Raw genomic sequence first — 19,091 nt, forward strand, 5'->3', positions numbered from 1 at the left:
TCTTACCCCCTTGCCTCGACGCTGTCGGCGAGGATCGCCAGCACCAGTTGCTGGAAATCCAGGCCGGCCGCGCGCGCGGCCATGGGCACCAGGCTGTGGTCGGTCATGCCCGGTGCGGTGTTGACTTCGAGCAGCCAGAAACGCCCCTCGGCGTCCTGCATCACGTCGGTCCGTCCCCAGCCCTGGATGCCGAGGGCCTCGCAGGCGCGGGCGCACAGGTCCTGCAGCTCGCGCTCCTTCTCGGGGCTCAGGCCGCAGGGGATGCGGTACTGGGTGTCGCTGGCCAGGTACTTGGCGTCGTAGTCGTAGAAGCTGTGCGGGGTGCCCAGGCCGATGGCCGGCAGCACCTGGCCGCGCAGGGTGGCCACGGTGAACTCGGGGCCGCTGATCCACTGCTCGACCAGCACTTGCGAATCGTATTCGGCGGCGCTGCGCCAGGCGGCGATCAGCGCGTCCACGCCGTCGACCTTGGCCATGCCGATGCTGGAGCCTTCATGGGCCGGTTTGACGATCAGCGGGAAGCCCAGTTCCGCCGCGGCGCGGCGGCAGTCGTCCTCGCTGGCCAGCACGGCATAGGCCGGCGTCGGCAGGCCCAGGCTCAGCCACACGCGCTTGGTGCGCAGCTTGTCCATGGCCAGGGCCGAAGCCAGCACGCCGCTGCCGGTGTAGGGAATGCCGGCGACTTCCAGCAGGCCCTGCATGCTGCCGTCCTCGCCGCCACGGCCGTGGAGGATGATGAAGGCGCGGTCGATCTTCTCGCTCAGCAGGCGCTGCAGCAGGTCGTCGCCCACGTCGATGCCGAAGGCGTCCACCCCGGCGTCCTGCAGGGCCTTGAGGACCATGCCGCCGGATTTCAGCGAGACCTCGCGCTCGGCGCTCTTGCCGCCGTAGAGCACGGCGACGCGGCCGAAGGCGCGGGGCTCGAGGGTGGATTTGAGTGCATCGTTCATCACGCCTTCCTCGGGGCGTCGCCGCCGAACATCGGGTTCTTGATCAGCGCCGGGGCCAGGCCGCCGATGTCGCCGGCGCCCTGGCAGAGCAGGATGTCGCCGGCGCGCAGCAGCGGCTTGAGCAGCGCGGCGAGGTCGCCGTCGCGCTCCAGGTAGATCGGGTCGAGCTGGCCGCGCTGGCGGATGCTGTGGCACAGCTGGCGGCTGTCGGCGCCGGGGATCGGCTCTTCGCCGGCCGGGTAGACCTCCATCAGCAGCAGCACGTTGGCCTCGCCGAGCACCTGCACGAAGTCTTCGTAGAGGTCGCGGGTGCGGGTGTAGCGGTGCGGCTGGTAGACCATCACCAGGCGGCGCTCCGGCCAGCCGCCGCGCACGGCCTTGATCACCGCCGCGACTTCGCGCGGGTGGTGGCCGTAGTCGTCGACCAGCATCACGCTGCCGCCGTCGACCTGCAGTTCGCCATAGACCTGGAAGCGCCGGCCGACGCCCTGGAAACCGGACAGGCCCTGGACGATGGCTTCGTCGGAGATGCCTTCGTCGGTGGCGATGACGATGGTCGCCAGGGAGTTCAGCACGTTGTGCAGGCCGGGCATGTTCACCGAGACGTCCAGCGGCTCGCGCTCGGGGCGCAGCACGGTGAACCAGGTGCGCATGCCTTCCTGGCGGATGTTGATGGCGCGAACGTCGGCGTCCTCGCTCAGGCCGTAGGTGACGGTCGGGCGCGCCACCTGCGGGAGGATCTCGCGGACTACCGGGTCGTCCACGCACATCACCGCCAGCCCATAGAACGGCAGGTTGTGCAGGAAGTCGACGAAGGTCTTCTTCAGCTTGTTGAAGTCGCCGCCGTAGGTGGCCATGTGGTCGGCGTCGATGTTGGTGACCACGGCGACCATCGGCTGCAGGTGCAGGAAGCTGGCGTCGCTCTCGTCGGCCTCGGCCACCAGGTAGCGGCTGGTGCCCAGCTGCGCGTTGGTGCCGGCGGCGTTCAGGCGGCCGCCGATGACGAAGGTCGGGTCCAGCCCACCGGCGGCGAACACCGAGGCGATCAGGCTGGTGGTGGTGGTCTTGCCGTGGGTGCCGGCCACGGCGATGCCGTGGCGGTAGCGCATCAGCTCGGCGAGCATTTCCGCGCGCGGCACCACCGGCACGCGGCGCTCCAGGGCGGCGGCGACTTCCGGGTTGGCCTTGTTCACCGCGCTGGAAACCACCAGCACGTCGGCGCCGTCGGCGTTTTCCGCGCGGTGGCCGATGAATACCTGGGCGCCGAACTTCTCCAGGCGCTCGGTCACAGCCGAGGCCTTGAGGTCGGAACCGGACACTTCGTAGCCGAGGTTCAGCAGCACTTCGGCGATACCGCACATGCCCGCGCCGCCGATGCCGACGAAGTGGATGCGGCGGATGCGCCGCATGGTGCGGGTGATGCCGTTGGGTTCCTTAACCACGGGCCACCTCCAGGCAGGCATCGACTACCGTGCGGGTAGCCTCGGGCATGGCCAGGCGCCGGGCGCTGGCGGCCATCTGCTTCAGGGATTCGGGATGCATCGATACCTCGGACAGCTGCGCGGCCAGGTCGGCGGCGCCGGTAGACTTTTGCGGCAACAGGCGGGCGGCGCCCTCCCGTACCAGGAATTCGGCATTGCGCGTCTGGTGGTCGTCGATCGCGTGGGGCAGCGGCACCAGGAAGGACGGCAGGCCGGCGGCGGTCAGCTCGCTGACGGTCAGGGCGCCGGCGCGGCAGATCACCAGGTCGGCCCAGGCGTAGGCCGCGGCCATGTCGCCGATGAACGCAGCGACGTCGGCTTGGACACCAGCCTGGGCGTAACGCTCCGCGGTGACTTCGGCATGCTGACGACCGGCCTGGTGGCGAATGGCCGGGCGCTGCTCGGCGGGGATCAGCCGCAGCGCCTCGGGCAGCAACTTGTTCAGCGGCTCGGCGCCCAGGCTGCCGCCCAGCACCAGCAGGTTGACCTTGCGGCCGGCCAGATCGGCGCGGGCATCGGCCTCGAGGAACAGCTCGGCGCGCACCGGGTTGCCGGTGGTCAGGCGCTTGGCGCTGGCCGGGAAGGTGTCCGGGAAGGCCTCGCAGACGCGCTTGGCCAGCGGCGCCAGGCCACGGTTGGCGGTGCCGGCGACGGCGTTCTGTTCGTGGATCACCAGGGGCGCGCCGCTCAGCTTCGCCGCCACGCCGCCGGGGCCGGTGACGTAGCCACCCAGGCCGAGCACGCAGACTGGCTTGATCTTGCGCACCACGCCCAGGGCCTGGAACAGCGACTTGAGCAGGTCGAAGGGCGCGCGCAGCAGGGCCAGGCGGCCCTTGCCGCGCAGGCCGCTGACGTTGATCAGGTGCAGCGGCAGGCCGGCCTTGGGCACCAGGTCGTTCTCGATGCCGCGCGGGGTGCCGAGCCAGTGCACGGCATAGCCGCGGGCCTGGAACTCGCGGGCGCAGGCCAGGGCCGGGAACACGTGGCCGCCGGTGCCGCCGGCCATGATGAGGACGTTACCTTTCATCGGCGAAGTCCTCCTCGGTGAATTCGTACTCTTCGCTGCCCACCGCGGTGCGCCGCTCCCATTCGATGCGCAGCAGCATGCCCAGGCAGCCGCAGCAGATGACCAGCGAGGAACCGCCGTAGCTGAGGAACGGCAGGGTCAGGCCCTTGGTCGGCAGCAGGCCGACGTTCACCCCGACGTTGATCAGGAACTGGCCGATCCACAGGAACGCCAGGCCGTAGGCCACGTAGGCGGAGAAATACTGCTTGGCCTGCTCGGCCCAGATGCCGATGTAGAGCGCGCGCAGGCCGACGAAGACGAACAGGCCGACGGTGGCCAGGGCGCCGACGATGCCCAGCTCCTCGGCCAGCACGGCGAACACGAAATCGGTGTGCGCCTCGGGCAGGTAGAACTGCTTCTGGATGCTGTTGCCCAGGCCCATGCCGGTCCAGCCGCCGCGGCCGAAGGCGATCAGCGCCTGGCTGAGCTGGTAGCCGGCGCCGAACTGGTCGGCCCAGGGGTCGCTGAAGTTGGTCAGGCGCGCCATCCGGTAGGGCTGGGTCCAGATCAGCAGGGCCACCGCGCCCACCGCCAGGGCCACCATCAGGCCGAAGCGGAACAGGCCGACGCCGCCGAGGAACAGCATGGCCGCCGCGGCGCCCATCATCACCACGGTGGCGCCGAAGTCCGGCTCGCGCAGCAGCAGGCCGGCGAACGGCAGCAGCACGGCGAAGGGCTTGAAGAAGCCGATCCAGCTCTCGCGCACCTCGTGCTGGCGGCGCACCAGGTAGCCGGCCATGAACACCACCACGAAGACCTTGGCGATCTCCGAGGGCTGGATGTTGAACAGGCCGAAGCCGATCCAGCGCATGGAGCCGTTGACCTCGCGGCCGACGCCGGGGGTGATCACCGCCACCAGCAGCAGGAAGGCCACGCCCAGCAGCTTCCAGCTGTGGCGCTGCCAGGTCTCCATCGGCGTCAGCATGGTCACGCCGCAGGCGACGAAGCCGATGGCCAGGTAGATCAGGTGGCGCACCGAGAAGTACAGCGGGTTGCCCGACTGCGCCGCCGCCACTTCCGAGGACGCCGAGGTCACCATCACCAGACCCAGGCCGAGCAGCGCCAGGCAACCGGCGAGCAGCGGGAAGTCCAGATCGATGCCGTTGCGGCTGATCAGCGGGGACGGGTATGGGCGCAGGAAGGAGAACATCAGGCGATCTCCTCCACGGCCCTGGCGAACAGGCGGCCGCGCTCTTCGAAGTTCTTGAACATGTCCAGGCTGGCACAGGCCGGCGACAGCAGCACGGCATCGCCCGGCCTGGCCAGCTCGGCGGCCTTGCGCACGGCTTCGTCCAGGGTCTGCACGCGCACCTTCGGCGTCTCGTCGCTCAACGCGGCGCCGACCAGCTCGGCATCACGGCCGAGCAGCACCACGGCGCGGCAGAACTTCGCCACCGGCTCGCGCAGGGCGCTGAAGTCCGCGCCCTTGCCGTCGCCGCCGGCGAGCAGCACCAGCTTGCCGTCGATGTCGGCGCCCAGGCCCTCGATGGCGGCCAGTGCGGCGCCGACGTTGGTGGCCTTGGAGTCGTCATAGAAGCTCACCCCGGCGCGCTCGCCGACCCACTGGCAACGGTGGGCCAGGCCGGCGAATTCACGCAGGGTCCGCAGCATGGGCTCGAACGACAGGCCCACGGCGTGGCCCAGGGCCAGGGCGGCCAGGGCGTTGGATTGGTTGTGGGCGCCGCGGATCTTCAGCTCGCGCACCGGCATCAGCGCCTCGAACTGGAAGGCCAGGTACTTCTCGCCACCCTCTTCCACCAGGCCGAAGGCCTTGAAGTCGGGCTTGTTGGTGCCGAAGGTCCAGCACGGCACCGAGTCGGCGATCAGCGGCCGGCTCAGGGCGTCGGCGCGGTTCACCACCACCTGGCGGGCGCCGCGGAAGATGCGGTGCTTGGCCAGGTGGTAGTCGGCCATGCCGTCGTAGCGGTCCATGTGGTCTTCGCTGACGTTCAGGCAGGTGGCGACCTCGGCGCCCAGGCGCTCGCAGGTCTCCAGCTGGAAGCTGGACAGCTCCAGCACGTACAGCTCGACGTCGTCGGCCAGCAGGTCCAGAGCCGGGGTGCCCAGGTTGCCGCCCACGGCCACGCGCTTGCCGGCCGCCGCGGCCATCTCGCCGACCAGGGTGGTCACGGTGCTCTTGGCGTTGGAGCCGGTGATGGCGACGATCGGCGCCTTGGCATGGCGGGCGAACAGGTCGATGTCGCCGGACAGGCGCACGCCACGGGCGGCGGCCTCGACCAGCGCCGGCGTGCGCAGCGACAGGCCGGGGCTGACGTACAGCTCGCTGGCGCGGCAGAGGAAGCCGGCGTCCAGCTCGCCGCAGCGGACTTCCACCTGCGGGTACTGGGCGCGCAGGGTGGCCAGCTCCGGCGGATTCTCGCGGGTGTCGGCCACGGCGAAAGGCACGCCCTGGCGCGCCAGGAAGCGCACCAGCGACATGCCGCTCTTGCCGAGGCCGACAACGATGCGGAAATTGTCCGAAGCGATCAGGCTCATGCTCGCTCTGCCCTCAACGCAGTTTCAACGTGGCCAGGCCGATCAGCACGAGAATCACCGTGATGATCCAGAAGCGCACGATCACGCGCGGCTCCGGCCAGCCCTTGAGTTCGAAGTGGTGGTGGATGGGCGCCATGCGGAACACCCGTTTCCCGGTCAGCTTGAAGCTGGCGACCTGGATGACCACCGACAGGGTTTCCATGACGAACACCCCGCCCATGATGAACAGCACGATTTCCTGGCGGACGATCACCGCGATGGTGCCCAGCGCGGCGCCCAGGGCCAGCGCGCCGACGTCGCCCATGAAGACCTGCGCCGGGTAGGTGTTGAACCACAGGAAGCCCAGCCCGGCGCCGACGATGGCGGCGCAGAAGATGATCAGCTCGCCGGCCCCCGGCACGTTGGGGATCAGCAGGTATTCGGCGAATTTCACGTTGCCCGACAGGTAGCAGAAGATGCCCAGGGCGCCGCCGACCATCACCGTCGGCATGATCGCCAGGCCGTCCAGGCCGTCGGTCAGGTTCACCGCGTTGCTGGAGCCGACGATGACGAAGTAGGTCAGCACCACGAAGAAGATGCCCAGGGGAATCTCGATGTTCTTCAGCAGCGGCAGGATCAGCGTGGTCTCGACCGGCGTCTCGGCGGTCAGGTAGAGGAAGACCGCGGCGCCCAGGCCGAACACCGACTGCCAGAAATACTTCCAGCGGCTCGGCAGGCCGCGGGAGTTCTTCTCGATCACCTTGCGGTAGTCGTCGACCCAGCCGATGGCGCCGAACAGCAGGGTCACGGCCAGCACCACCCAGACGTAACGGTTCGACCAGTCGGCCCAGAGCAGGGTGCTGATGGCGATGGCGGTGAGGATCAGGGCGCCGCCCATGGTCGGGGTGCCCTTCTTCGACAGGTGCGACTGCGGCCCGTCGTTGCGCACGGCCTGGCCGATCTGGCGGATCTGCAGGGTGCGGATCATCCACGGGCCCAGCCACAGCGACAGGGCGAGCGCGGTCAGCACGCTGAGGATGCCGCGCAGGGTCAGGTACTGGAAGACGCCGAAGCCCTTGTAGAACTGTTGCAGGTACTCGGCGAGCAGCAGCAGCATTAATGTTTCTCCTCGGGGGACGCGCACAGCGCCGCGACGACCTTGTCCATCGCCGCGCTGCGCGAGCCCTTGATCAGAATGGTGGTGGTGGAGGGTTCGCCGGCCAGGGCCTGGATCAGGCTGGCCTGGTCGGCGAAGTGCCGGCCCGCCGCGCCGAACGCCTCGACGGCGTTGCGCATCAGCGGCCCCACGGCATAGAGCGCACCGACCTTGCCCGCGGCGTAGGCGCCCACCTCGCGGTGCGCGGCCTCGGCCCAGGCGCCCAGTTCGCCCATGTCCCCGAGGACCAGGACGGTCCGGCCGGAAAAGCCGGCGAGTATATCAATGGCCGCGCAGATTGACGCCGGGTTGGCGTTGTAGCTGTCGTCGATCACCCGCATGCCGTTGGTCGCCAGCTGGGCTACCGCGCGGCCCTTGACCGGCTGCAGTTGCGCAAGGCCCTGGACGATCCCGACCAGCGGCACGCCAAGGGCGTGGGCGGCGGCGGCGGCGGCCAGGGCGTTGGCGACGTTGTGCTCGCCCAGCAGGTTGAGCTGGATGCGCGCCTCGCCGGCCAGCCCCAGCAGGGTGAAGCCGACGCAGCCGCGGGCGTCGCGCTGCAGGTCGCGGGCGCGGAAGTCGGCGCTGGCCTTGTTCAGCGCGAAGCTCAGCAGGCGGCGTTCGCCATTGCGCTTCTTCCAGGTGTCGAAGGCGCGGTCGTCGAGGTTGAGCACGGCGGTGCCGGTATCGTCGAGCCCTTCGAGGATCTCGCCCTTGGCCTGGACGATCTTGTCCTGGCCGCCGAACTCGCCGACGTGGGCGGTGCCGGCGTTGGTGATGATGGCCACCTGCGGGCGCGTCAGCCCGACGGTGTAGGCGATCTCGCCGACGCGCGAGGCGCCCAGCTCGATCACCGCGCTGGCGTGTTGCGGGCCGATCTGCAGCAGGGTCAGGGGTGCGCCCAGGTCGTTGTTCAGGTTGCCGCGGGTGGCCAGGACTTCGCCCTGGGTGCGCAGGATGCTGGCGAGCATCTCCTTGACCGTGGTCTTGCCGCTGGAGCCGGTCACCGCCGCCACCTTGCCGGTGAAACCGGCGCGGTTCAGCGCGCCCAGGCGGCCAAGGGCCTCGCGGGTATCGGCCACCAGCAGTTGCGGCAGCGGCGCATCCGCCACTTCGCGCTGCACCAGGGCGGCGACGGCGCCCTTGGCGGCGACCTCGGCAAGGTAGTCGTGGCCGTCGAAGCGCGGCCCGGCGAGGGCAACGAACAGCTGGCCGGCCTCGATGGCGCGGCTGTCGGTGCTCACCGCGTCGAAGGCGACGTCGGCGCCGAGCACGCGGCCCTCGAGGGCGGCGGCGACTTCACTGAGCAGCAGCGGCTTAAGCATCTTTCTTCACCTCCCAGGCAGCCAGCGCCTTGGCGGCTTCTTGCAGATCAGAGAACGGATGGCGGACGCCGGCGATCTCCTGGTAATCCTCATGGCCCTTGCCGGCCAGCAGCACCACGTCGTCGGCGCTGGCGCCGGCGATCAGCTCGGCGATGGCCTGGCCGCGGCCCGGCACGAAGCGCACGGCCTCGGGCCTGGCGAAACCGGCGCGGATGTCGTCGATGATCCGCGCGCTGTCTTCGCTGCGCGGGTTGTCGTCGGTCACCAGCACGCCGTCGGCATGCTGTTCGGCCACCTGGGCCATGATCGGGCGCTTGCCGCGGTCGCGGTCGCCGCCGCAGCCGAACAGGCACAGCAGCTTGCCGTGGGCGTGCGGGCGCAGCGCCAGCAGGACTTTCTCCAGGGCGTCGGGGGTGTGGGCGTAGTCCACCACCACCAGCGGCTTGTCGCCGCCGCCCAGGCGCTGCACGCGGCCCACCGTGCCCTGCAGCTGCGGCAGCAGCTTGAGGATGTCGCCCAGCGGGTAGTCCAGGCCGAGCAGCGCGCCGACCACCGCCAGCAGGTTGCTCAGGTTGAAGCGGCCGAGCAGCGAGCTGCGCAGCACGCCTTCGCCCTTGGGCGTGACCAGCAGGGCTTCGACGCCGGCGTCGCTGAAGCGCGCCTCGCGGCAATAGAGGAAGGCGCTGGCGTCTTCCAGGCTGTAGCCCATCAGGCGCGAGGGATGGGTTTCGCCGGCCAGTTGGCGGCCGAAGGCGTCGTCCAGGTTGATCACCCGGCACTTCAGGCCCGGCCAGGCGAACAGCCGGGCCTTGGCGGCGCCATAGGCTTCCATGGTGCCGTGGTAGTCGAGGTGGTCGCGGGACAGGTTGGTGAACACCGCGACGTCGAATTCGAGGGCGGCCACGCGGCCCTGCTCCAGGCCATGGGAGGACACTTCCATGGCCACGGCGCGCGCGCCGGCCTGCTTCAGCCGCGCCAGGGTGGCCTGCAGCGCCAGGGCGTCGGGCGTGGTGTGCTTGCCGCTTTCCAGGGCGTCGTGGAAACCGTTGCCGAGGGTGCCGACGATGCCGCAGCGCTGGCCGAGCAGGTCCAGGGCCTGGGCCAGCAGCTGGCTGACGCTGGTCTTGCCGTTGGTGCCGGTCACGCCGATCAGCTCGATGCCGCGGCTGGGCTCGCCGTAGAAGCGCCCGGCGATGGCCGAGAGCTGCGCGGCCAGGCCCTTGATGGCGACCAGCGGCGTATCGCCGATGGGCGCGACGGACGCGCCCTCGGCTTCGTAGGCGATGGCGGCGGCGCCACGGGCGACGGCATCGGCGATGTGCGCGCGGCCGTCATGCTGGGCGCCGGGAATGGCCAGGAACAGGTCGCCCGGCTTGACCGCGCGGCTGTCCAGGGTCAGCTCGCGGATCAGCACGCCGGCTTCGGCCTGCGGCAGCAGTTGGTTGAGGCTCATCGGCATCAGCCACGCCCTCCTTTCGTGGGCGCAGCATCGGCTTGCTGCTGCGGGGTCGTCTGCAGGTTGTCTGGCGGAATGTTCATCAAGCGCAGCGTGCCGGACATCACCTTGCTGAACACCGGGGCCGAGACCAGGCCACCGAAGTAGCCGGCCTTGCTGGGTTCATCGATCACCACGACGACCACGAAACGCGGGTTGCTCATCGGCCCGAAGCCGGCGAACAGCGAGCGGTAGGAGTTCTCGGCGTAGCCCTTGGCGCCGGTCTGGGTCTTGCGCGCGGTACCGGACTTGCCGGCCACGTGATAGCCGGGGACCTGGGCGCGGTAGACGCCGTTCGGCGCCTCGACCACCTGCTGCAGCATGCCCTGCATGGTCTTGGCGACCGGCTCCGGGATCACCTGGGTGGCGGTCGGCAGGCGGTCGGCGCGGACCATGGTCAGCGGCACCGTCTGGCCGTTGTTGGCCAGGGCCGCGTAGGCATGGGCCAGCTGGATGGCGGTGACCGACAGGCCGTAGCCGTAGGACAGGGTCGCGGTCTCGGCCTTGCGCCACTCGCGGTAGTTGGGCAGGTTGCCGACACGCTCGCCGGGGAAGCCAAGGCCGGTGTCCTGGCCGAGGCCGACCTTCTGCATCAGTTGGTAGATGGCTTCGCCGCCGATGTCGAAGGCGACCTTGCTCATGCCCACGTTACTGGAGCGGATGAGGATGCCGGTGAGGTCCAGCACCGGACCTTCGGTGCGCGACACGTCGCGGATGGTGTAGCGGCCGATCTGCAGGGTGCCGGGGTAGACCTCGACGGTGTCGCTGGGCTTCCAGCGCCCGGTTTCCAGGGCCGCGCTCATGGAGAACGGCTTCATGGTCGAACCCGGCTCGAAGACGTCGATCATGGCGCGGTTGCGCATCATCTCCGGCTGCATGTCGCGGCGGTTGTTCGGGTTGTAGGTCGGCTGGTTGGCCATGGCCAGGACCTCGCCGGTCTTCACGTCGAGGATCACCAGGCTGCCGGCCTTGGCGCCGTTCTCGACGATGGCGTTGCGCAGCTCGCGGTTGGCCAGGTACTGCAGGCGCAGGTCGATGGACAGCGCCAGGGTCTTGCCGGCCTTGGCGTTACGCGTCACCTGCAGGTCGCGGATCAGGTGGCCGCGGCGGTCCTTGAGCACCTGGCGCTTGCCCGGCACGCCGGCCAGCCAGCTGTCGTAGGACAGCTCGACGCCCTCGCGGCCGCGGTCGTCCACGTCGGTGAAGCCGACCACCTGGGCGGCGACGTCGCCGGCCGGGTAGAAACGACGAAACTCCTCGATGGAGTAGACGCCGGGAATCCTGTTGGCCTTGACCTCGGCCATCACCGCCTCGCCCTGCTCGGGCGTCAGCCCTCGGACCAGGTAGATGAATTCCTTGTCGGCCATCTGCTCCAGCCGCGCGCTCAACGCATCGCGGTTGACGCCCAGGGCGTGGGCCAGGATCGGCCACTTGTCGCGCTCCAGGACCAGTTCCTTGGGGTTGGCCCAGAGGGTGGCGACCGGGGTGCTCACCGCCAGCGGCTCGCCGTTGCGGTCGGTGATCTGCCCGCGGTGGGCCGGAATGGAGATGTGCCGCACGCTGCGCGCGTCGCCCTGCTCCTGGAGGAAGTCGTGGTCGATCACGTGCAGGTCGACGATGCGCCAGACGATGGCCGACACCATCGCCAGCAGCAGCCCGACGGCGACGCGGAAACGCCAGGGGTAGAGCGCGCCGTTGAGGTTCTTCATGGCGCCACCATGATGATTTCCGCCGGGTCCGGCACGCGCATCTTCAACTGGCCGGTGGCCAGGGTCTCGATGCGGTTGTAGGCGGTCCAGGTGCTCTGCTCCAGGACCAGCCGGCCGTATTCGGCCTGCGCCTTGTCGCGCACGCTCAGCTCGGTGTACAGGGTGTTCAGCAGCTGGCGGTTCCAGTAGGCGCTGTAGGCCACGGAAATCGCCGACAGCAGCACGCCGATGAACAGCAGCAGCATGATGAAGCTGCCGGTGGGCAGGCGCTTGGCGAACAGGCGGCTCATCGCAGCTTCTCCGCCACGCGCATCACCGCGCTGCGCGAGCGCGGGTTGGCCTTGAGCTCGGCCTCGGAAGCGTACTGCGGCTTGCCCAGCAGCTTCAGGCGCGGCTCGAAGGCCTTGGCGCGGATCGGCAGGTCGCGCGGCAGGTTGTCCGCCTCGCCCTTGGCGTGCTTGCGCATGAACTGCTTGACGATGCGGTCTTCCAGGGAATGGAAGCTGATCACCACCAGGCGGCCGCCCACGGCCAGGGCCTCCAGGGCGGCGTCCAGGCCGCGCTCGAGGTCGCCCAGTTCGTTGTTGACGTGGATACGCAGGCCCTGGAAGGCCCGGGTGGCCGGGTTCTTGCCCTTTTCCCAGGCCGGGTTGGCCTCGGTGATCACGGCGGCCAGGTCGGCAGTGCGCACGAAGGGCTTCTCCGCCCGGCGCTGCACGATGGCGCGGGCCATGCGCTTGGCGAAGCGTTCCTCGCCGTACTCCTTGAACACCCGGGCGATCTCGTCCTCGGCGGCGCTGGCGATCCACTGGGCGGCGCTGACGCCGCGGCTGGGGTCCATGCGCATGTCCAGCGGGCCGTCGTTGAGGAAGCTGAAGCCGCGCTCGGGGTCGTCCAGCTGCGGCGAGGACACGCCCAGGTCCAGCAGAACGCCGTCGACCTGGCCGGTCAGGCCGCGCGCGGCCAGCTCTTCGCCCATCTCGGCGAACGACCTTTGTACAACGACGAAGCGGCCATCTTCGGCCGCCAGTGCTTGACCCGTGGCTATCGCCTGGGGGTCCTTGTCGAACCCGAGCAACCGCCCGCCCGGGTCCAGCCTGCCAAGCAAGGCCCGGCTGTGCCCTCCCCTGCCGAAGGTACCGTCCACATAGCAGCCGCCCGCCCTTGGGGCCAGCGCTTCGACGGCCTCCTCGAGCAGTACGGTGATGTGTTGGTAGGTGGCGTTCACAGGCAGGCTCACAAAATAAGGTCGCGTAGTTCGTCCGGCAGTCCGCCGGGCTCCTTGATGGCGGCGAGGTCGGCCTCGGCCACCGCATTCCACTTGTCTTCGTCCCACAACTGGAACTTGTTCAACTGGCCGACGAGCATCGCCCGCTTGTCCAGCCTGGCGTACTCGCGCAGCCGCGGCGGCACCAGGAAACGCCCGTTGCCATCCAGTTCCAGGTCCACCGCGTTACCGATCAGCAAACGCTGCAGGCGCCGCGTCTCTTCACGCAGCGAGGGCAGCTCGCGGAGCTTGGCTTCGATGATTTCCCATTCGGGCAAGGGGTAGACGGTCAGGCAGGGGTCGACGGTATCGATGGTGACGATGAGCTGGCCATTGCAACGCGAAACGAGCTCGTCACGATACCGACTCGGCATCGCGAGGCGCCCTTTGGCGTCGAGACTGATGGCGTTAGCTCCGCGAAACACGTCAGCGTTTCCCCCGGTGGTTGGCTTTCCTTGCCAGTTGATCCCACTTTTACCCACTTCATACCACTTGCGCACACTATAGAAATGCGCGCTCCCCACCGTCAAGGCGAGGCTGGAGGGAAAAATCCTTATAGGACGGAGATTTAGCGTGCTTTTAAGAGGTTTCGCAGCGTTTTTGACGCCACCTTGAAAGGCAAAAAGCCCAGTGTTTTCAAAACACTGGGCTTTTCTACTTAAAGCAACTTCTTAAGATTTATGTTTCTTCCATCGCGCGACAAATGGTCGTTGTGGGAAGAAGTGGGAAAAGAGGAGAGAGTCGATCTGTAAGCCGGGTTCTGTCGAGGACAGCCATTCCTCTGGGACATCCATCACTGAACGCCTCAAGCGACCTACCCGAATCCAGCGCGGGCCACGCAACGGATTCCTATTTGGTCTTGCTCCGAGTGGGGTTTACCTAGCCACGCACTGTTGCCAGCCGTGCGGTGCGCTCTTACCGCACCTTTTCACCCTTACCGGCGCTGTAGCGCTTAGGCGGTTATTTTCTGTGGCACTTTCCGTAGGCTCGCGCCTCCCAGGCGTTACCTGGCACTCTGCCCTATGGAGCCCGGACTTTCCTCCCCCCCGTGGCGAACCACGAAGCAGCGACTGTCCAATCGACTCTCCGCCGCCAAGGTTAGCGACAGCGGCGGCCAGCCGCAAGGGCAATCCGCCAGCCTGGTACGAAGGTCTTAAAATCGCGAACCGACGCTTCAGTCCGCCTTGCGCTCCAGCGCCGCCTGGTACAGCAGGTTCTTGCGCACCCCGGTGATCTCCGCCGCCAGCGCCGCCGCGCGCTTGACCGGCAGCTCCGCCAGCAGCAGGTCGAGCACCCGCAGCGATTCGGCGTCGATGCCCTCATCCTCAGGCGCCTCCCAGCCGGCCAGCAGCAGCACGCACTCGCCGCGCTGCTGGTTGGCGTCCGCCGCCACCCAGTCGCGCAGCTCGCCCAGGGGCAGGCCCTTGAGGGTCTCGAAGGTCTTGGTCAGCTCGCGGGCCAGCACCGCCTGGCGCGCCTCGCCGAACACCTCGACCATGTCCTGGATGCACTCCAGGATGCGGTGCGGCGCCTCGTAGAAGATCAGCGTGCGCGGCTCCTCGCGCAGCGCCTCCAGGCGCGCCTTGCGCCCGGCGGTCTTGGCCGGCAGGAACCCTTCGAAGACGAAGCGGTCCGACGGCAGGCCCGCCGCCGACAACCCGGCGATCAGCGCGCAGGCCCCCGGCACCGGGACCACCCGGATACCCGCGGCGCGCGCCTGGCGCACCAGGTGGTAGCCGGGGTCGGAAATCAGCGGCGTGCCGGCGTCGGACACCAGCGCCACGTCGTCCCCCGCCAGCAGGCGGGTGATGAAGCGCCCGCCCTGCTCGCGCTCGTTGTGCTCGTGGCAGGCGGCCAGCGGCGTCTCGATGCCGAAGTGCTGCAGCAGGCGGATCGAATGGCGGGTGTCCTCGGCGGCGATGAGGGCCACCTCGCGCAGGGTGCGCAAGGCGCGGGCGCTGATGTCGTCGAGGTTGCCGATGGGCGTAGCCACCACATACAAGGTACCGAGGGACACGCAGCACTCCTTAAGCCCGAACCGGAAAATTCCCCATTGTATCCCGTTTCCGGCACCCGCCATCGCCTCGGCCAGCCGCCTTGGGTACAATTGCCGACTCTTTTTGAATGCGCCACGAGAAGCCCGATGATGATCGCTCGACTGCGTCCGCTTTCCGCCCTGTGCCTGGCCACCCTGCTGGCCGCCTGCGCCAGTTCGCCCTCTTCCAACCTCGGCGAACTGCCGCGCACCCCGAACGCCAGCATCGAGCAACTGCTGCAGCAGGCCGCCACCGCCAAGCCCGGGGAAGCCGTGCTGCTGAAGCTGTCGGCCGCCGACCTGGCCTACCAGCAGAAGGACGTCGGCCGCGCCGCGCAGATCCTCGAACAGATCCCGATGGATAGCCTGAAGCCGGCGCAGCAGATTTTCGCCAGCACCCTGGACGCGCAGATATCCCTGGCCCGCAACAAGCCCAAGGCCGCCCTCAAGGCCTTCGACCACCCCAGCTTCACCCACCTGGGCGAACTGCCGGTGGAACAGCAGGCGCGCAGCGGCCTGGTCAAGGCCCAGGCCCTGGCCGCCGACAGCCAGCCCCTGGCCGCCGCCCGCGAACGCGTGTTCGTCGACCCGCTGCTCAACGCCGAGGCCAGCAAGGCCAACCACGAGGCCATCTGGGGCCTGGTCTCCAGCCTGCCGGTGGAGCAGCTGCAACCCGTGGCCAACGAAGGCGACCTGAACGGCTGGATGGAGCTGGCCCGCGTGGTGAAGAGCGCCTCGACCCTGCAGGAGCAGCAGGCCAACATCGACACCTGGCGCCAGCAGAACCCGCAGCACCCGGCGGCCAAGCAACTGCCGGACGCCCTGGAGAAGCTCAAGTCGCTGGCCGCCCAGCCGCTGAACAAGATCGGCCTGCTGCTGCCCCAGCAGGGCCAGTTGGCCGGCGTCGCCCGAGCCCTGCAGGACGGCTTCATGGCCGCCTATTACCAGGCCCAGCAGAGCGGCAGCCAGCAACCGTCCATCCAGCTCTACGACAGCAGCCAGGTGCGCTCGCTGGACGACTTCTACCGCCAGGCCCAGGCCGACGGCGTGCAACTGGTGGTCGGCCCGCTGGAGAAGCCGCTGGTCAAGCAACTCGGCGATCGCCCGCAGCTGCCCATCACCACCCTGGCCCTGAACTACACCGACAGCGCCCAGACCGGCCCGGCCCAGCTGTTCCAGTTCGGCCTGTCGGCCGAGGACGAGGCCCGCGAAGTGGCCCGCAAGGCCTGGGACGACGGCATGCGCCGCGCCGTGGCGCTGGTGCCGCGCGGCGACTGGGGCGACCGCGTGCTGGCCGCCTTCAGCCGTGACTGGCAGGCCCGCGGCGGCACCCTGATCGCCGCCGAGCACGTCGACCAGCCGGTGGAGCTGGCCCAGCAGATCGCCGACCTGCTCCAGCTGCGCCAGAGCGAAGGCCGTGCCAAGCGCCTGCAGGGCGTGCTCGACAGCAACGTCGACACCCAGCCCTCGCGGCGCCAGGACATCGACTTCATCTTCCTCGCCTCGACCCCGCAGCAGGCGCGCCAGATCAAGCCGACCCTGGCCTTCCAGTACGCCGGCGACCTGCCGGTCTACGCCACCTCCAACCTCTACACCGGGCAGAACAACCCGGCGCAGGACCAGGACCTCAACGGCATCCGTTTCTGCGAGACGCCCTGGCTGCTGCAGACCGGCAACCCGCTGCGCCAGCAGGTCGTGGCCCAGTGGCCGCAGGCCGCCAGCAGCCTCGGCCGACTCTACGCCATGGGCGCCGACGCCTACCGCCTGGCGCCGCGCCTGCCGGAACTCAAGGCCCTGCCGAGCATGCAGCTCGACGGCTTCACCGGCAACCTGAGCCTGGCGCCCAACCAGCGCATCCAGCGCCAGCTGCCCTGGGCGGAATTCCGCAATGGCCAGGCGCAGCCGCTGGAGAACGGCGGCCTTTGAGCGGACGGCGCGGCGACTCGCAGGAACTCGGGCGCCGCGCCGAGCAGCTCGCCCGCGAGCACCTGCAGCGCCATGGCCTGCGCCTGCTGACGCAGAACTGGCGGTGCCGCCGCGGCGAGCTCGATCTGGTCATGCTGGACGGCGATACAGTAGTATTCGTCGAAGTTCGCTGCCGCCGGCACCAGGCCTGGGGCGGCGCCCTGGAAAGCGTGGACGCGCACAAGCGCCAACGGCTGATCGCCGCCGCCGAACATTTTCTGCAACAGGAAGCCCGCTGGTCCCGGCACCCTTGCCGGTTCGACGTAATAGCGGTGCAGCCCTCCGCGGGAACCCCACCCGCTCAACTGAACTGGATCACCAACGCCTTTGACACCTGATCAGACGCTCGACGAAAGGTCACACCTGATGGACATGCAATCCCGTATCCGCCAGCTCTTCCATGCCAGCATCGAGACCAAGCAGCAGGCCACGGAAGTGCTGATTCCGCATATCGAACAGGCCAGCATGGTGATGGTCAATGCCCTGCTCAACGAAGGCAAGATCCTCAGTTGCGGCAACGGCGGCTCGGCGGGCGACGCCCAGCATTTCTCCTCGGAACTGCTCAACCGCTTCGAGCGCGAGCGCCCGAGCCTGCCCGCAGTGGCCCTGACCACCGACAGCTCGACCATCACCTCGATCGCCAACGACTACAGCTACAACGAGGTGTTCTCCAAGCAGATCCGCGCCCTCGGCCAGCCCGGCGACGTGCTGCTGGCGATTTCCACCAGCGGCAACTCGGCCAACGTCATCCAGGCCATCCAGGCCGCCCACGACCGCGAGATGGTGGTGGTGGCCCTGACCGGCCGCGACGGCGGCGGCATGGCCTCGCTGCTGCTGCCGGAGGACGTCGAAATCCGCGTGCCGGCCAAGGTGACCGCACGCATCCAGGAAGTGCACCTGCTGGTGATCCACTGCCTGTGCGACCTCATCGATCGTCAACTGTTCGGGAGTGAAGAATGAGTCGTAGTCCGCTGACCCTCGCCGGCCTCCTTGCCCTGACCCTGGTCATGGGCGGCTGCAGCAGCTTCCTCAGCGCCACCCGCGAGGAGCCCATCGACGACAACCGCGGCACCCGCACCATCGGCAGCACCATCGACGACTCGCTGATCGAGACCAAGGTCGCGGTCAACGTCGCCAAGGCCGATCCGGACCTGGACCGCAACTCGCACATCGTGGTCATCAGCTACAACGGTGTGGTCCTGCTGGCCGGCCAGACGCCGCGCGCCGACCTGAAGAACAAGGCCGAGCAGGCCGCGCGCAACGTGCAGAAGGTCAAGACCGTGCACAACGAGCTGCAGGTCCTGCAGCCCTCCTCGCTGCTGGCGCGCAACAACGACACCTGGCTGACCACCAAGATCAAGACGCAGATGCTCACCGACGCCAACGTGCCGTCCTCGCGCATCAAGGTCGTCACCGAGAACGGTATCGTCTACATGCTGGGCCTGGTGACCCGCCGCGAAGGCGACCTGGCCACCCAGGTGGTGCAGAACGTCAATGGCGTGCAGAAGATCGTGCGGCTGTTCGAGTACATCGACTGAGCGACCTCAACCAGTTGAAAAAGCCCCGCCACGCGGGGCTTTTTCTTGCTACCGCGACCGCTGTAGGGCGCATAACCGTTCGCGGTTATCCGCCGTTGGCCGTGCCACCGAGGCGCCTACAGCCCAGCGGAAGGCATGGCGTCTCCCCTGTAGGAGCGAGCTTGCTCGCGAACGGGGTTTGTCGGTGGCGTAGGTGCTGGACTCAAGAGCACCCTCTCCCCAGCCCTCTCCCTGAAGGGAGAGGGGGCTGTCCTGAGTGGCTGGAGAGTTCGGAGTCTTCCTGAAACGCCTAACCCCACCCCGTCATTCCCGCGAACGCGAACCCTGGGTTCGCGAGCAAGCTCGCTCCTACGAAAAGCCAAAGCGCATTCGCTCTGGCTTTTGGACTTCCAGAGAAATACCCGAGCGCACCGGAACGCCCCTTCAGAAGGCCGAGCGAAACCCGCGCTCAGGAGGTCATGCGACATGGATGTCGCGAGAGCCCCGATGGGCTACAGGGACGTACGCTCGGGGGGGGACGCCTAGTTCGGGCCTCCGTGGCGGGGGAATTCGCGAGGGTAGCCCGACTGTGTCGGGCCCGTATGTCGGGGCAAGCCCTTTTGGTTCCTTTTTGCGGGGGTGGCCTTCCA

The 19,091-nt window shown here is 68.5% G+C and carries 17 protein-coding genes and 1 other RNA gene; 4 read left to right on the forward strand and 14 right to left on the reverse strand.

Going from position 1 to position 19,091, the window contains the following annotated elements:
• Nucleotides 1–2: 2 nt before the first annotated feature.
• From PM1_RS24710 to rsmI, 14 genes are all read right to left on the reverse strand, one after another.
• Nucleotides 3–950, reverse strand: coding sequence for a D-alanine--D-alanine ligase (locus tag PM1_RS24710; protein ID WP_009617919.1), 948 nt, complete (start codon nt 948–950; stop codon nt 3–5).
• Nucleotides 950–2,392: a UDP-N-acetylmuramate--L-alanine ligase gene (gene murC / locus PM1_RS24715; RefSeq protein WP_009617917.1), complete on the reverse strand. Its 1,443-nt coding sequence runs from the start codon at nt 2,390–2,392 to the stop codon at nt 950–952. Before murC ends, PM1_RS24710 begins: the two co-directional genes overlap by 1 nt.
• Nucleotides 2,385–3,458 (reverse strand): undecaprenyldiphospho-muramoylpentapeptide beta-N-acetylglucosaminyltransferase, encoded by a 1,074-nt coding sequence (gene murG, locus PM1_RS24720; RefSeq protein ID WP_009617915.1) that lies wholly within the window; start codon nt 3,456–3,458, stop codon nt 2,385–2,387. Before murG ends, murC begins: the two co-directional genes overlap by 8 nt.
• Entirely contained in the window at nt 3,448–4,647 is a 1,200-nt protein-coding gene (ftsW, locus tag PM1_RS24725; RefSeq protein ID WP_009617913.1) for a putative lipid II flippase FtsW, read from the reverse strand. Before ftsW ends, murG begins: the two co-directional genes overlap by 11 nt.
• On the reverse strand, nt 4,647–5,993 hold the full coding sequence (gene murD, locus PM1_RS24730; protein WP_009617911.1) for a UDP-N-acetylmuramoyl-L-alanine--D-glutamate ligase: 1,347 nt from the start codon (nt 5,991–5,993) through the stop codon (nt 4,647–4,649). The genes ftsW and murD overlap by 1 nt, the downstream gene beginning before the upstream one ends.
• A 13-nt stretch (nt 5,994–6,006) precedes the next feature.
• Nucleotides 6,007–7,089: a phospho-N-acetylmuramoyl-pentapeptide-transferase gene (gene mraY, locus PM1_RS24735; protein WP_009617910.1), complete on the reverse strand. Its 1,083-nt coding sequence runs from the start codon at nt 7,087–7,089 to the stop codon at nt 6,007–6,009.
• Nucleotides 7,089–8,453, reverse strand: a complete 1,365-nt coding sequence (locus PM1_RS24740; RefSeq protein WP_009617909.1) for a UDP-N-acetylmuramoyl-tripeptide--D-alanyl-D-alanine ligase — start codon at nt 8,451–8,453, stop codon at nt 7,089–7,091. Before PM1_RS24740 ends, mraY begins: the two co-directional genes overlap by 1 nt.
• Complete coding sequence (locus tag PM1_RS24745) at nt 8,446–9,912, reverse strand: UDP-N-acetylmuramoyl-L-alanyl-D-glutamate--2,6-diaminopimelate ligase (protein ID WP_009617908.1); 1,467 nt, start codon at nt 9,910–9,912, stop codon at nt 8,446–8,448. Before PM1_RS24745 ends, PM1_RS24740 begins: the two co-directional genes overlap by 8 nt.
• Nucleotides 9,912–11,657, reverse strand: a complete 1,746-nt coding sequence (locus PM1_RS24750) for a peptidoglycan D,D-transpeptidase FtsI family protein (protein ID WP_009617906.1) — start codon at nt 11,655–11,657, stop codon at nt 9,912–9,914. The genes PM1_RS24745 and PM1_RS24750 overlap by 1 nt, the downstream gene beginning before the upstream one ends.
• Nucleotides 11,654–11,947, reverse strand: a complete 294-nt coding sequence (ftsL, locus tag PM1_RS24755; RefSeq protein WP_009617905.1) for a cell division protein FtsL — start codon at nt 11,945–11,947, stop codon at nt 11,654–11,656. The genes PM1_RS24750 and ftsL overlap by 4 nt, the downstream gene beginning before the upstream one ends.
• Nucleotides 11,944–12,885, reverse strand: coding sequence for a 16S rRNA (cytosine(1402)-N(4))-methyltransferase RsmH (rsmH, locus tag PM1_RS24760; protein ID WP_009617904.1), 942 nt, complete (start codon nt 12,883–12,885; stop codon nt 11,944–11,946). Before rsmH ends, ftsL begins: the two co-directional genes overlap by 4 nt.
• 8 nt (nt 12,886–12,893) lie before the next feature.
• Nucleotides 12,894–13,349 carry a division/cell wall cluster transcriptional repressor MraZ gene (gene mraZ / locus PM1_RS24765; RefSeq protein WP_024128170.1) on the reverse strand — a complete coding sequence of 152 codons (456 nt, stop codon included), beginning with the start codon at nt 13,347–13,349 and terminating at the stop codon, nt 12,894–12,896.
• 308 nt (nt 13,350–13,657) lie between these two features.
• Nucleotides 13,658–14,010: RNase P RNA component class A (gene rnpB / locus PM1_RS24770), an RNA gene on the reverse strand.
• An 88-nt stretch (nt 14,011–14,098) separates the two neighbouring features.
• Nucleotides 14,099–14,941 carry a 16S rRNA (cytidine(1402)-2'-O)-methyltransferase gene (rsmI, locus tag PM1_RS24775; RefSeq protein ID WP_009617902.1) on the reverse strand — a complete coding sequence of 281 codons (843 nt, stop codon included), beginning with the start codon at nt 14,939–14,941 and terminating at the stop codon, nt 14,099–14,101.
• 129 nt (nt 14,942–15,070) lie between these two features.
• Between rsmI and PM1_RS24780 the strand changes: the two genes are divergently transcribed.
• Genes PM1_RS24780 through PM1_RS24795 form a run of 4 tightly spaced genes read left to right on the forward strand, consistent with a single transcriptional unit; the run spans nt 15,071 to nt 18,462 of the window.
• Nucleotides 15,071–16,885, forward strand: coding sequence for a penicillin-binding protein activator (locus PM1_RS24780; RefSeq protein ID WP_024128169.1), 1,815 nt, complete (start codon nt 15,071–15,073; stop codon nt 16,883–16,885).
• On the forward strand, nt 16,882–17,262 hold the full coding sequence (locus tag PM1_RS24785) for a YraN family protein (protein WP_009617900.1): 381 nt from the start codon (nt 16,882–16,884) through the stop codon (nt 17,260–17,262). Before PM1_RS24780 ends, PM1_RS24785 begins: the two co-directional genes overlap by 4 nt.
• Nucleotides 17,263–17,290: 28 nt before the next feature.
• Nucleotides 17,291–17,884, forward strand: coding sequence for a phosphoheptose isomerase (locus tag PM1_RS24790; RefSeq protein WP_009617899.1), 594 nt, complete (start codon nt 17,291–17,293; stop codon nt 17,882–17,884).
• Nucleotides 17,881–18,462 carry a BON domain-containing protein gene (locus PM1_RS24795; RefSeq protein WP_009617898.1) on the forward strand — a complete coding sequence of 194 codons (582 nt, stop codon included), beginning with the start codon at nt 17,881–17,883 and terminating at the stop codon, nt 18,460–18,462. The genes PM1_RS24790 and PM1_RS24795 overlap by 4 nt, the downstream gene beginning before the upstream one ends.
• Nucleotides 18,463–19,091 lie beyond the last annotated feature (629 nt).

The organism is Pseudomonas sp. M1 (assembly GCF_022760135.1).
Classification (GTDB): Bacteria; Pseudomonadota; Gammaproteobacteria; order Pseudomonadales; family Pseudomonadaceae; genus Pseudomonas; species Pseudomonas citronellolis.

Coding starts and splice junctions, on each gene's coding strand:
- PM1_RS24780 (WP_024128169.1), top strand. CDS start 15,071: ATGATCGCTCGACTGCGTCCGCTTTCCGCCCTGTGCCTGGCCACCCTG.
- PM1_RS24710 (WP_009617919.1), bottom strand. CDS start 950: ATGAACGATGCACTCAAATCCACCCTCGAGCCCCGCGCCTTCGGCCGC.
- murG (WP_009617915.1), bottom strand. CDS start 3,458: ATGAAAGGTAACGTCCTCATCATGGCCGGCGGCACCGGCGGCCACGTG.
- ftsW (WP_009617913.1), bottom strand. CDS start 4,647: ATGTTCTCCTTCCTGCGCCCATACCCGTCCCCGCTGATCAGCCGCAAC.
- PM1_RS24795 (WP_009617898.1), top strand. CDS start 17,881: ATGAGTCGTAGTCCGCTGACCCTCGCCGGCCTCCTTGCCCTGACCCTG.
- mraY (WP_009617910.1), bottom strand. CDS start 7,089: ATGCTGCTGCTGCTCGCCGAGTACCTGCAACAGTTCTACAAGGGCTTC.
- PM1_RS24745 (WP_009617908.1), bottom strand. CDS start 9,912: ATGCCGATGAGCCTCAACCAACTGCTGCCGCAGGCCGAAGCCGGCGTG.
- PM1_RS24740 (WP_009617909.1), bottom strand. CDS start 8,453: ATGCTTAAGCCGCTGCTGCTCAGTGAAGTCGCCGCCGCCCTCGAGGGC.
- murD (WP_009617911.1), bottom strand. CDS start 5,993: ATGAGCCTGATCGCTTCGGACAATTTCCGCATCGTTGTCGGCCTCGGC.
- PM1_RS24790 (WP_009617899.1), top strand. CDS start 17,291: ATGGACATGCAATCCCGTATCCGCCAGCTCTTCCATGCCAGCATCGAG.
- PM1_RS24750 (WP_009617906.1), bottom strand. CDS start 11,657: ATGAAGAACCTCAACGGCGCGCTCTACCCCTGGCGTTTCCGCGTCGCC.
- ftsL (WP_009617905.1), bottom strand. CDS start 11,947: ATGAGCCGCCTGTTCGCCAAGCGCCTGCCCACCGGCAGCTTCATCATG.